Origin of the sequence: Staphylococcus croceilyticus (assembly GCF_002902575.1) — a bacterium.
Classification (GTDB): domain Bacteria; phylum Bacillota; class Bacilli; order Staphylococcales; family Staphylococcaceae; genus Staphylococcus; species Staphylococcus croceilyticus.
Map to the genome: position 1 here is coordinate 23,318 of NZ_PPRD01000010.1, position 12,477 is coordinate 35,794.

General features: G+C 35.2%; 12 protein-coding genes. 1 reads left to right on the plus strand and 11 read right to left on the minus strand.

The annotated features are described in order from the left end of the window. Positions 1-13: 13 nt before the first annotated feature. Genes purH through purE form a run of 10 tightly spaced genes read right to left on the minus strand, consistent with a single transcriptional unit; the run spans position 14 to position 9,977 of the window. A complete protein-coding gene (purH, locus tag CD128_RS02415; protein WP_103328492.1) occupies positions 14-1,492 on the minus strand; it encodes a bifunctional phosphoribosylaminoimidazolecarboxamide formyltransferase/IMP cyclohydrolase in 1,479 nt (492 codons plus the stop codon). A gap of 15 nt (positions 1,493-1,507) precedes the next feature. After that, on the minus strand, positions 1,508-2,074 hold the full coding sequence (gene purN / locus CD128_RS02420; RefSeq protein WP_103328493.1) for a phosphoribosylglycinamide formyltransferase: 567 nt from the start codon (positions 2,072-2,074) through the stop codon (positions 1,508-1,510). Continuing rightward, on the minus strand, positions 2,071-3,105 hold the full coding sequence (gene purM / locus CD128_RS02425; protein ID WP_103328494.1) for a phosphoribosylformylglycinamidine cyclo-ligase: 1,035 nt from the start codon (positions 3,103-3,105) through the stop codon (positions 2,071-2,073). The genes purN and purM overlap by 4 nt, the downstream gene beginning before the upstream one ends. After that, positions 3,098-4,582: an amidophosphoribosyltransferase gene (purF, locus tag CD128_RS02430; RefSeq protein ID WP_103328495.1), complete on the minus strand. Its 1,485-nt coding sequence runs from the start codon at positions 4,580-4,582 to the stop codon at positions 3,098-3,100. The genes purM and purF overlap by 8 nt, the downstream gene beginning before the upstream one ends. After that, positions 4,561-6,750 carry a phosphoribosylformylglycinamidine synthase subunit PurL gene (gene purL / locus CD128_RS02435; RefSeq protein WP_103328496.1) on the minus strand — a complete coding sequence of 730 codons (2,190 nt, stop codon included), beginning with the start codon at positions 6,748-6,750 and terminating at the stop codon, positions 4,561-4,563. The genes purF and purL overlap by 22 nt, the downstream gene beginning before the upstream one ends. Next, on the minus strand, positions 6,743-7,414 hold the full coding sequence (gene purQ / locus CD128_RS02440; protein WP_103328497.1) for a phosphoribosylformylglycinamidine synthase subunit PurQ: 672 nt from the start codon (positions 7,412-7,414) through the stop codon (positions 6,743-6,745). The genes purL and purQ overlap by 8 nt, the downstream gene beginning before the upstream one ends. Position 7,415: 1 nt before the next feature. Next, positions 7,416-7,676 carry a phosphoribosylformylglycinamidine synthase subunit PurS gene (gene purS, locus CD128_RS02445; protein WP_103328498.1) on the minus strand — a complete coding sequence of 87 codons (261 nt, stop codon included), beginning with the start codon at positions 7,674-7,676 and terminating at the stop codon, positions 7,416-7,418. Beyond that, positions 7,676-8,380: a phosphoribosylaminoimidazolesuccinocarboxamide synthase gene (gene purC / locus CD128_RS02450; RefSeq protein ID WP_103328499.1), complete on the minus strand. Its 705-nt coding sequence runs from the start codon at positions 8,378-8,380 to the stop codon at positions 7,676-7,678. Before purC ends, purS begins: the two co-directional genes overlap by 1 nt. 3 nt (positions 8,381-8,383) lie before the next feature. Continuing rightward, positions 8,384-9,508, minus strand: coding sequence for a 5-(carboxyamino)imidazole ribonucleotide synthase (gene purK, locus CD128_RS02455; RefSeq protein ID WP_103328500.1), 1,125 nt, complete (start codon positions 9,506-9,508; stop codon positions 8,384-8,386). Then, positions 9,495-9,977 (minus strand): 5-(carboxyamino)imidazole ribonucleotide mutase, encoded by a 483-nt coding sequence (gene purE / locus CD128_RS02460; protein ID WP_103328501.1) that lies wholly within the window; start codon positions 9,975-9,977, stop codon positions 9,495-9,497. The genes purK and purE overlap by 14 nt, the downstream gene beginning before the upstream one ends. A 211-nt stretch (positions 9,978-10,188) precedes the next feature. On the opposite strand from purE, the gene folD reads away from it, so the two are divergent. Then, on the plus strand, positions 10,189-11,046 hold the full coding sequence (gene folD, locus CD128_RS02465) for a bifunctional methylenetetrahydrofolate dehydrogenase/methenyltetrahydrofolate cyclohydrolase FolD (RefSeq protein ID WP_103297077.1): 858 nt from the start codon (positions 10,189-10,191) through the stop codon (positions 11,044-11,046). A 96-nt stretch (positions 11,047-11,142) separates the two neighbouring features. Here the strand turns inward: folD and CD128_RS02470 are convergent, their stop codons facing one another. Then, positions 11,143-12,288, minus strand: a complete 1,146-nt coding sequence (locus CD128_RS02470) for a globin domain-containing protein (RefSeq protein WP_103328502.1) — start codon at positions 12,286-12,288, stop codon at positions 11,143-11,145. Between the last annotated feature and the right edge of the window lie 189 nt (positions 12,289-12,477).

The window sequence follows — 12,477 nt, forward strand, 5'->3', positions numbered from 1 at the left end:
CTTCAATATTATATTAGTGTTTAAAGTGACGCATACCTGTCATTACCATAGTAATGCCATATTTATTAGCCATATCGATTGAATCTTGGTCTTTAATTGAACCACCAGGTTGAATAATCGCTTTTATACCGTGTTTAGCAGCGAGCTCCACAGTATCATCCATTGGGAAGAAACCGTCTGAAATTAAAGCAACATTATCATTGATTTCAATTGCGCGTTCTAATGCTATCTTCGCAGAACCTACACGATTCATTTGACCGGCGCCGATACCTACTGTTTGTTTCGCATTACTTAAGATAACCGCATTACTTTTTACAGATGGAATCACTTTCCAACCAAGTAACATTGCTTCCCATTGAGCATCTGTTGGTTTCATTTCAGTTACTACTTTCATATCTTCTTTAGAAACTTCATAGTTATCTTTATCTTGAACTAAGTAACCGCCAGATACTGAAACAAATTCCTCTTCTCGATTATCAATTGTCATATCAATTTCTAATAAACGAATATTTTTCTTTTTAGTTAAAATGTCTAATGCTTCATCAGTAAATCTTGGTGCGATCACTACTTCTAAAAAGATAGTATGCAACGTTTCAGCAAGTTCAGCCGTTACCGTTCTATTTAAAGCAATAATACCGCCAAAGATAGATTGATTATCCGCATCATATGCATTCTTGAAAGCATCTTCAATTGTATTTCCGATACCTACACCACATGGATTCATATGTTTCACTGCTACAGCTGCTGGTTCATTGAATTTCTTCACTAAAGATAACGCTGAATCGGCATCTTTAATATTGTTGTAGCTTAATGCTTTTCCGTGTAATTGCTTAGCACCTGCAATTGTATGTTTACTTGAAGAGGTGCGTACAAAGCGTGCTGATTGTTGCGGGTTCTCACCATAACGTAATTGTTCGCTATCTCCCTTGAAGAAACTTACAATTGCATGATCATACTCGTTTGTATGCGCAAATACTTTAATCATTAATTCTTTACGGAACGCTTCATCTAAACGGTCAGACTTAATTCGTTCAATCACTTCATTATAATCTGCAGGGTGAACAATTGTAGTAACATGTTTAAAGTTTTTAGCTGCTGCACGTAACATTGTTGGCCCACCAATATCTATATTTTCAATGGCATCAGCTTCTGTTACATCTGGATTTGACACTGTTTTTTGAAAAGGATATAAGTTCACGACAACCATATCGATTAAATCAATATGTTGTTCTGATAATTGCTCAAGATGTTCAGGTTTGTCGCGGTCCGCTAAAATGCCCCCATGTACCGCTGGATGTAACGTTTTAACACGACCATCCATAATTTCAGGAAATTGAGTTAAATCAGACACAGATTTTACTGGAACGGAAGCTTCTTCAAGCGCACGTTTCGTACCACCAGTTGAATATAATTCATAATCTAAGTCGTTTAATGCTTTAGCAAATTCTACAATTCCACTTTTATTTGAAACACTTAAAATTGCTTTTTTCATGATTTACTTAACTCCTTACTTGATGACCTTAGCAATAACGCTAGGATAAAGTTCATACTCTAAATGTTTAACACGTTCTTCTAATGCTTCTTTAGTATCGTCCGTTTTAATATCACATTGTCTTTGTTCAATAATTTCTCCCGTATCCATGCCACTGTCAACATAATGGACAGTTGAACCAGTCACATTATCACCGCTATTGAACGCTTGTCCAATAGCATCTTTCCCCTTATATTTTGGCAATAATGATGGATGAATATTTAATATTTTACCTTCGTAAGCGTCTAATAAATCTGGACCTATTAATCTCATATAACCAGCAAGAATAATCCATTCCACTTCTTCACGTTTTAATAGTTGAATCAAGTGTTGTTCATATGCAGATTTAGACTCAAAGTCTTTAGGTTCATTGATATGTGTCGCGACTTTTAGTTTATTTGCACGATCTATACAATATGCATCATCGTGGTCTGTATATAAAGATGTAATTTCAATGTTGTTAAGTTCCCCTTTGTCTACTTTTAAAACGATATTTTCAAAGTTACTGCCTGAACCTGAAGCAAAGATAGCTACTTTAGTCACGCCTCTACCTCCTCTAAATGGATAGGCGTATCTTTATCTGTAATAATTTCACCAATTTCATATGCTGAAATGCCTTCATTATTTAATATTTCAATCGCTTTTTTAGCTTCTTCTTTATCGACAATTACCGTATAGCCTATTCCCATATTAAATACGTTATACATTTCTTGAGTTTCAATTTGAGCCTGTTGTTGTAACCATTCAAATACTTTAGGCGTTGGGAAGGATTGCGTATTAATTTTCGCTGCTAAGCCTTTAGGTAAACCACGTGGGATATTTTCGTAAAAACCACCACCTGTGATATGATTCATGCCTTTTATTTGGACAGCCTTTTTCAAAGCAAGAATAGGCTTAACATATAACTTCGTTGGCGCTAATAAAGTGTCTAGATAAGTACGACCATCGAATTCATCATTTAAATTAATACCTGATTCTTTAATTAATTTACGGACTAAACTGTAACCGTTAGAATGAATACCGTTTGACTCAAGACCAATGATAACTTGGCCTTCTTGAATCGCTGAGCCATCAATGTAGTCTTCTTTCTCAACTGCACCTACCGCAAAACCTGCAAGATCATATTCACCTTCGTGGTACATTTCGCCCATTTCTGCAGTTTCGCCACCGATTAAAGCTGTATTTGTTTCCTCACAGCCGTCACTGACACCTTTAACGATTTGTTCAATCACTTCTGGCACCACTTTATTTGTAGCAATATAATCTAAGAAATAAAGCGGTTCAGCGCCTGTAGTTAAAATATCGTTCACACACATTGCTACAGCATCGATGCCAATGGTATCGTGTTTATTATTATCGATGGCAAGCTTTAATTTAGTACCTACACCATCTGTGCCAGAGACGAGAACGGGTGCTTTCATATTTAATTGTGATAAGTCGAATGTCGCACCAAATCCTCCTAAACCGCCAAGCACTTCTTTACGCATCGTACGTTGGACGTGACTCGACATTCTTTCAACTGCTTCGTAACCTGCGTGAATATCAACACCTGATTGTTCATAAGCTTTAGACATGGATATTACCCTCTCTATCAAAGTAGTGTTTATGATTGTTAATATAATCCTTTTGACGTTGACTCAAATTGTTATAATAATTTTCTTCATAATCGAAAAGGCCTGCCGGATAGTCGCCCGTAAAGCTTTCTACACATAAGCCATGATATGGCGCATCGTAATCTAAACCAATAGATTCAATTAATCCGTCTACGCTTAAATAAGATAATGAATCAGCGCCAATATATTCACAAATCTCTTCTGGTGATTTACTAGCTGAAATCAATTCAGCCGTTGTTGAAACATCGATTCCATAGAAACTTGGGAACATAAATTCAGGAGATGCTATACGTACATGAACTTCTTTGGCGCCTGAATCTTTCAACATCTTAACAATACGCTTGCTTGTAGTACCTCGTACGATTGAATCATCGACTAAGACAATACTTTTTCCGTCAACAATGTCTTTAACGGCTGATAATTTTACGCGAACACCTTGTTCTCTTAATTCTTGAGTCGGTTGAATAAATGTACGTGCTACATATTGGTTTTTCACTAAGCCCATTTCATATGGTAATTTGCTTTCTTCAGCATAACCACTTGCCGCTGATAATGAGGAATTGGGCACACCAATAACCATATCAGCATTAGCTGGACTTTCTTGAGCTAATTTTTTACCAGACGCTTTACGTACAGCGTGAACATTTTTCCCGGCAATCGTAGAATCTGGACGCGCGAAGTAGATATATTCCATCGCTGAAATTGCAGTATTTGTATGGCTTGTATAAGATTTTACTTCAATACCATCTTTATTAATTACGACATATTCTCCAGCGTGAATATCTTGAACATATTCAGCACCAAGCACATCGATCGCACATGTTTCGCTTGCTAAAATATATGTTCCATCTTGCATTTTACCGACTACAAGTGGACGGATAGCATTAGGATCAACTGCACCATATAGTGCGTCTTTAGTCAAAATCGCAAAAGTGAAACCACCTTTAATTTGACGTAAACTTTCTTTTAAAGCTTCTTCAAACGTTGGCGCTTTACTACGACGAATTAAGTGCATGATTACTTCAGTATCAGATGATGAATGGAAAATAGCACCATGTTTTTCTAAATACTGACGAAGCGCTTGCGCGTTAATTAAGTTACCGTTGTGACAAATCGCTACACTCATATCATAGAAGTGGTAAAGGAAAGGCTGAATATTTTCAATACCTTTATTACCAGAGGTAGCATAACGCACATGACCAATCGCGTTATGTCCTGCTTTAAGGTTCTCCATTTGAGGTGCTTTAATCGCTTCAGTTAGTAATCCTAAACCACGTTCACCCTTTAAGGTTTCACCATCTGAAACAACAATACCGGCGCCTTCTTGACCGCGATGTTGTAAACTATGAAGTCCCATGTAAGTTAATTGGGCTGCTTCAGAATGATTCCATATCCCGAACACACCACATTCTTCGTTTAATCCACTGTAGTTAAACATTTTTCAATGGCTCCTTCCCAATTTTCTTTAATATCTGAGACTTTTTCTACAATAGTAGTTTGAGCATTTGAAACTTTAAATTCATCTACATCTGTGAATTCACCGATTTCAATAGCATTGTCGATATCTAGTGTTTGACCTTCTTTTACTGCAATTACGTAGCGACCTTGTGTTTCACTAAATAACTGCGCATCTGAAAGATCTACATGAGCCGATAAACCAAGACTATGATAAGCACTAATACGTGCTAACGTCATTAATAAACCGCCTTTACCAACTGTTTGTACATGAGAGGCGACACCATTTCTAATTACTGTTTTAACTGCTTCGCCTTTTGCCACTTCATCACTTAAATCGATAGCTTCATATTCATGATTCACTTTGCCGTATAATAATTTTTCAATTTGACTGCCGCCGAAATCGTCTTTAGTTTCTCCAACAAGATATAATTTGTGACCAGCTTCAGGATGGAAATCATTTAAATAATCGATATCTTCAATTAGACCTACCATACCTACTACAGGCGTTGGAAAAATAGATGTACCACGTGTTTCGTTATATAATGAAACATTACCTGAAACGACAGGTGTTTTTAGCACTTCACATGCTTCTGCCATACCTTTCGTAGAATCAATTAATTGTTGGTAGATTTCTTTCTTTTCAGGTGAACCATAGTTTAAGCAGTCTGTTATAGCTAATGGTGTTGCCCCAACAGCAATTAAATTGCGATATGCTTCTGCTATAACCATTTTTCCGCCTTCATAAGGTTGATTAAAGACATATCTTGCTTCACCATCAATTGTAGAAGCAACAGCTTTATTTGTACCTTCTACACGTACAACTGAAGATTGTAAACCTGGTTTAATAATCGTATTCGCACCGACTTGTTGGTCATATTGTTCGTATAAATAATGTTTTGAAGCGATAGTTGGATGTGTTAATAATCTTTCAAATACCTCTTGAGCATCGATAGTACTGTAATCATTTTTAGATGTGTTATATTCTTTTTCTTCACCTTCTAAAATATAAACAGGTGCTTCATCAGCTAATGATTGAACCGGAATATCTGCATAGACTTCATCTTCGTATTTAAGGACGAAGCGGTCAGTGTTGGTTACCTCTCCAATTACTGCGCTATCAAGCTCATGTTTATCGAATAAATCTAAGAATTTTTGTTCTGTGCCTTTTTCAACGACTAATAACATTCTTTCTTGCGTTTCTGAAAGCATCATTTCATATGGTGAAATACCAGGTTCGCGTGTTGGCACTTTATCCAAGTGTAATTCCAAACCACTTCCGCCTTTAGCTGCCATTTCAGATGAAGAAGACGTTAAACCAGCAGCACCCATATCTTGAATTCCGACTAATTCGTCAAATGTGATAGCTTCTAATGTTGCTTCCATTAACTTTTTACCAACAAATGGGTCACCAATTTGAACTGATGGGCGTTTACTGTCACTTTCTTCAGTTAACTCTTCTGATGCAAAAGTAGCTCCGTGAATACCGTCACGCCCTGTTTTCAAACCTACATAAATAACTGAGTTACCTTCACCTTTAGCAGTCCCTTTTTGAACCATGTCATGGTCAATGACACCCACACACATAGCATTAACTAATGGGTTACCATCGTAACGATCGTCAAACTCAATTTCACCAGCAGTTGTTGGAATACCAATACAGTTACCATAACCACCGATACCCGCTACAACACCTTTCAGTAAACGTTGGTTTTGTTTCACTGATAGTTCACCAAAACGTAAGCTATTTAATAAATTGATTGGTCTAGCCCCAATAGAAACGATATCTCTGATAATACCGCCTACACCAGTTGCTGCACCTTGATATGGTTCGATTGCTGATGGGTGGTTATGAGATTCTACTTTAAACACAACAGCTTGATTGTCACCAATATCAACTACCCCAGCGCCTTCACCTGGTCCCATTAATACATGTTCACCAGTTGTTGGGAATTGTTTTAAGAAAGGTTTAGAGTGTTTGTAAGAACAATGTTCACTCCACATTACAGAGAAGATACCAACTTCAGTAAAGTTAGGTTCTCTCCCTAAAATTTCACACACTTTGTCATATTCTGCATCACTTAAACCCATGTCTTTATAGAGTTTTTCAAGTTTAATTTCTTCAATACTTGGTTCGATAAACTTAGACATTTTGTTCCCTCCAACTATTAACCATTGCTTCGAATAATTTCACGCCACTATCAGTGCCAAGAATTGTTTCAAGTGCTCGTTCAGGATGGGGCATCATACCACACACGTTACCTTGCTTATTAACAATGCCCGCAATATGCTCATGAGAGCCGTTTGGATTATCTTCATAAGTTAAGATAATTTGATTATTTTCAATCAATTCCTCATAAATTTCATCTGTACAATAATAATGGCCTTCACCATGTGCTACTGGATAAACTACAATTTCATTTTCACCATAGAGATTAGTGAATGAAGTTTGATTATTGACAATTTTCAGTTTTTCATTTCTGCTAATAAATAAATGAGAATCATTATGTAGTAGTGCGCCAGGTAATAGACCTATTTCCGTTAAAATTTGGAAACCATTACACACTCCTAATACAGGTTTGCCTTCTTCTGCGAAACGTTTAACTTCATCAATAATCGGCGCTACGCTAGCCATTGCTCCTGAACGAAGATAGTCACCAAAAGAGAAACCACCTGGAATGAGTACCCCGTCAAAACCTTCTAATGATGTTTTTCGATAATCAACATACTCTGCTTCAGTGCCTGACTTAATTGCTGCGTTGTACATGTCTCTATCACAATTTGATCCGGGAAATACGAGAACTGCAAACTTCATCTTATGCATTCTCCTTTTCATCTACAATTTTGTAGCTATATTCTTCAATCACTGTATTCGCAAATAATCTTTCACTTAGCGTTGTGATAATATTATCTACTGCTTCATCAGTAGCTTCATCAACAGTCATATATAATACTTTACCTACACGAATGTCATTAACTTGTTTATATCCTAGATCATGTACTGCTCGATTTAAGGCTTGTCCTTGAGTATCTAATACCTGTGGTTGTAATGTGATGTGAAGTTCAATCGTTTTCATTATTTAAGTTCCTCCAATTTATTTAAAAATGTTTGATATGTGTCAATAAGTGAACCAGTGTCATTTCTATAAACGTCTTTATCAAAATTAGTATCTGAATCTTTATCCCAAATACGACAAGTGTCAGGAGAAATTTCATCAGCTAATAAAATATTGCCATCTTGTGTTCTGCCAAATTCAACTTTAAAATCTACTAAGCGTAAATTCATTTCATCCATAAGTTGAATAAGCACATGATTGATATCTTTTGCCATCGTTTTTAATGTTTCTATTTCTTCGTCACTCGCAATATTAAGAAGTTTAACGTGATCATCTGTAATAAGCGGATCATTTAAATCATCATTTTTGTAAAAGAACTCTACCAGTGGTGTTTCAAATTGATGTCCCTTTTCAAAACCTAAACGTTTTGTAATAGAACCTGTAGCGATATTACGAACCACTACTTCTAATGGAATAATTTTGACTTCTTCAACTAATTGTTCTGTCTCAGATAGTTGTTTAATAAAATGACTTTTAATTCCTTTTTGAGTTAAATAATCAAAGATAATTGAAGTGATTTTATTATTTAAACGCCCTTTACCTTCCATAGTGTCTTTTTTCGCGCCATTTCCAGCTGTAACTTCATCTTTATATTCCACTCTTAATTGGTGCGGTGTGTCAGTAGAAAAAATTCTTTTTGCTTTACCTTCATATAATAGAGACATGAATTATTCTCTCCCTTCAAATTCCTTGAGCATTTTAGCTTCTGTATCGTTAATGTCATCAGTCAAAATAGTCATATGGCCCATTTTACGGTCAGGTTTACGTTCAGGTTTGCCATAAATGTGAATATGCCATTCAGGATGTTCACTAAATTTATCCTCTAACAAGTCTAAATCACGACCTAGCAAATTCATCATGACGGCAGGTTTCAATATTTCAACTGACTTTGGCAGTGTTTGTCCTGTAACTGCTAAGATATGTGTATCAAATTGTGAATAATCACAAGCTTCGATTGAATAATGGCCGGAATTATGAGGACGTGGCGCAATTTCGTTTACAAATAAGTGATTGTCTTTATCTATAAAGAATTCAACCGTGAATGTTCCAACGAAATGTATAGCTTCAATAATTTTATTTACTTCATCTCTGGCTTCTTGTTCTTTATCGCTTCTTGCTGGCACGATAGTTTTAAATAGTATTTGATTGCGGTGTTCATTTTCTTGTAGTGGGAAATAAGTGATTTGTTTTTGATTGCCAATGGTTACTGTTAAAGAGACTTCAAGGGCTAAATCTAAATATTGTTCTGCTACACATTCTTGATTAGAAATAAGTGCTTTAGCTTCTTCAATATTTGTTTCATCTTTAACTAGTATTTGCCCTTTACCATCATAACCACCAAAGCGTGTTTTCAGAATGAAAGGATAACCTAATTCATTTATAGCGGTTTGAAGATCATCATTACTTTGAACAGATAAAAATGGAACAATTTTAGAACCAGCTTGCTCTAATGTTTGTTTTTCAGTTAATCTATCTTGTAATAATTGAATGGCTTGATAACCTTGAGGAATATTAAATTGTTCAGTTAGGTGTTGAAGTTGATCGGCCGAAATATTTTCAAATTCATAAGTAATCACGTCAGTTTTTCGACCTAACTCTTGTAATGCTTGTTCATCGTCATAAGCGGCGTTAATAAATTCGTTCGCCACTGGTTTACATGGACTATCGGCATTAGGATCTAAACATACGACTTTAAATCCCATCTTTTGAGCAGATTGTGCCATCATTTTACCCAGCTGTCCGCCGCCGATAATACCAATCGTGTCACCAAACTTTAATTTATTGAAGTTCATTTTGCATTTCACCTACTTTGTCTACAAGTGATTGTTCATAATTTTCTAAATTTTTACGAACACTTTCATTACCAATACTTAAAATTCTTGCCGCTAAAATTCCAGCATTTTTTGCACCAGCTGTACCAATGGCTGTAGTTGCAACTGGAATACCACCAGGCATTTGTACTATTGATAATAATGAATCTAAACCTTTTAAGCTTTTAGACTCGATAGGAACTCCAATAACCGGTAACGTCGTCATTGATGCTACCATCCCAGGTAAATGTGCTGCTCCGCCTGCACCAGCGATAATAATATCATAACCATTAGCTCTCGCTTCGCTTGCAAATTCGAACATTAACTTTGGCGTACGATGTGCAGATACTACCTTCTTATCGTACGGAATTTCAAATTGCTCTAACATTGCGCAACTTTCTTGCATTATCTTCCAGTCTGAGGAACTACCCATAATGACTGCTACTTTCACTTTGTACACCCTTTCAAAAGTTTGAAATATTGATACGATTAGTTGTATATTACAAATATAGCATAACAATCATTGAACGCTTTTTCAATTAAAAATCGAACTTTATTTTATTTTTTTAATTTAACTTACGTCTTTTGCCTAAAATTTGACGTAATTAAGGTTTGAAAGTTAAGCTATAATTATGATTTAAACAAACAAGGAGGAATTTTTTGTGGTTGCAAAAATTTTAGATGGGAAACAAATTTCTAAGGACTACAGACAAGGATTACAAGATCAAGTAGAAGCTTTAAAAGAAAAAGGCTACACTCCTAAATTATCTGTTATCTTAGTGGGAAATGACGGAGCTAGTCAAAGTTACGTTAATTCTAAAAAGAAAGCTGCTGAAAAAATTGGCATGATTTCTGAAATTGTTCATTTAGACGAAGATACTTCAGAAGAAGACGTATTAAAAGAATTGGATCGTTTAAACAATGATGATTCAGTAAGTGGTATCTTAGTTCAAGTTCCACTTCCTAAACAAGTAAGTGAACAAAAAATCTTAGAAGCAATCAATCCTGAAAAAGACGTTGATGGTTTCCACCCATCAAATATCGGTAAATTGTATATCGATGAACAAACATTCGTACCATGTACACCTCTAGGTATTATGGAAATCTTAAAACATGCTGATATCGATTTAGAAGGTAAAAATGCAGTTGTTATCGGTCGTAGCCATATTGTTGGTCAACCAGTTTCTAAATTATTATTACAAGCTAATGCGACGGTAACTATTTTACATTCACGTACTAAAGATATGCACAGTCATTTAAAAGATGCTGATGTTATCGTAAGTGCAGTTGGTAAACCTGGTCTTGTAACTAAAGATGACGTTAAAGAAGGCGCTGTTATTGTCGATGTAGGTAATACACCAGATGAAAACGGCAAATTAAAAGGCGATGTTGAATTTGATGAAGTTAAAGAAGTAGCTGGCGCAATTACGCCTGTTCCAGGTGGCGTTGGTCCTTTAACAATTACTATGGTATTAAATAATACTTTATTAGCTGAAAAAATGCGTCGTGGCATTGAGTAATTCTATTGATTGATTATTAATGTAATTGATGATTAAAAAAAGGGATGATAAGCGAACTTATTTCGCTTATCATCCCTTTAATATTTGGTTTAGTTATTAAACAGCCACACTTAATTTAGGTACAAATGTTTCGAAGTGGATATGGCTTTGGTCAACATCCATTTCTTTCAATAACTCAATAACTGATTGAAGGAATTGAGTGCCACCACATACATATACTTCTGTTTCATTATTAATAAATTTATCTAAATATTCTTTAGTTAAATAACCATTTGATGCTCTGTCATATAATTCATAATTAGCTGTTTCAACTTTTTCACTAATATCTTTCAATAGTGAAGTGAACGGTGTGTCATTCACATCTCCAGTCACTTGAATGAATTGAGCTTGACTACCTTTATCAGCAACTTCTCTAAACATTGAGACTAATGGTGTAATGCCAATGCCAGCTCCGATAAATAATTGTGGATGTTCAGTATTTTCTACCATGAATGGTCCTACTGGCGCTGATAAATTAATGTCATCGCCCTCTTTTAATTCATCGTGTAAAATTGTTGATACTTCACCTTCATGGTCTGTACTAACATCTCTCTTAACTGCAAATGTTAAATGTGTATTGTCTCCACCAACGATTGAATAATGACGTTTTGCACGATAAGGCATTTTGCTACTACTTACATCTACAGTAATATAGTTACCAGGAATAAACTGACTTAAATCATATTCATTTGAAGTCACTGTAAATGCTTTAATGTTTGATGAAAGTTGTTCGATTTTTTCAATTTTGAATGGTTTAAATCCATCCCATAACATTTTACTGTAAATGTCTTTTTCAACTTGAATAAATACATCAGCAATTTCTTGATACGCTTTTTTCCAAGTTTGAATAATCGGGTCTTCATCACCAAGACCTACGACTGCTTTGATTGCTTCTATTAAATTTTCTCCCACGATATCGTAGCCTGCGGGTGGTACTTGTAAAGCACAATGTTTATAAGCGATTTCTTTAACAACCGGCAAAATATTAGCTAAATTTTCAATATTAACTGCCGCTGCTAAGACACTTTGAGCTAATGCAGTCGATTGAAAGCCCTTCTGCTGATTCGTTTGGTTAAACATATTTTTTAATTCAGGATGTTGTTTAAACATTCTTTTATAGAAATAAGATGTTATTTCTGTTCCCTTTTGTTGTAATACAGGCACTGTTTCTTTGATAATAGCCTTTTCTTGTTCATTTAACACTAAAAATCACTCCCATTATTTATAACTCGTAATGACTACAACTATATTGTAATACAAATTAAAAAGGTTGCGTTATTAAATGTTATTGTTTTCACAAAATGTTCAATTTACATAAACTTAATATATATTTTCCTTTATATTATTTTAATTTTAGAAGTAATACGCTATATTAAGACTATAGTATGATGT

Excerpts from the sequence above, each read along its gene's own strand:
- purF (WP_103328495.1), bottom strand. The coding sequence starts at position 4,582 with ATGTTTAACTACAGTGGATTAAACGAAGAATGTGGTGTGTTCGGGATA.
- purS (WP_103328498.1), bottom strand. The coding sequence starts at position 7,676 with ATGAAAACGATTGAACTTCACATCACATTACAACCACAGGTATTAGAT.
- purQ (WP_103328497.1), bottom strand. The coding sequence starts at position 7,414 with ATGAAGTTTGCAGTTCTCGTATTTCCCGGATCAAATTGTGATAGAGAC.
- purH (WP_103328492.1), bottom strand. The coding sequence starts at position 1,492 with ATGAAAAAAGCAATTTTAAGTGTTTCAAATAAAAGTGGAATTGTAGAA.
- purL (WP_103328496.1), bottom strand. The coding sequence starts at position 6,750 with ATGTCTAAGTTTATCGAACCAAGTATTGAAGAAATTAAACTTGAAAAA.
- purM (WP_103328494.1), bottom strand. The coding sequence starts at position 3,105 with ATGTCTAAAGCTTATGAACAATCAGGTGTTGATATTCACGCAGGTTAC.
- purK (WP_103328500.1), bottom strand. The coding sequence starts at position 9,508 with ATGAACTTCAATAAATTAAAGTTTGGTGACACGATTGGTATTATCGGC.
- purC (WP_103328499.1), bottom strand. The coding sequence starts at position 8,380 with ATGTCTCTATTATATGAAGGTAAAGCAAAAAGAATTTTTTCTACTGAC.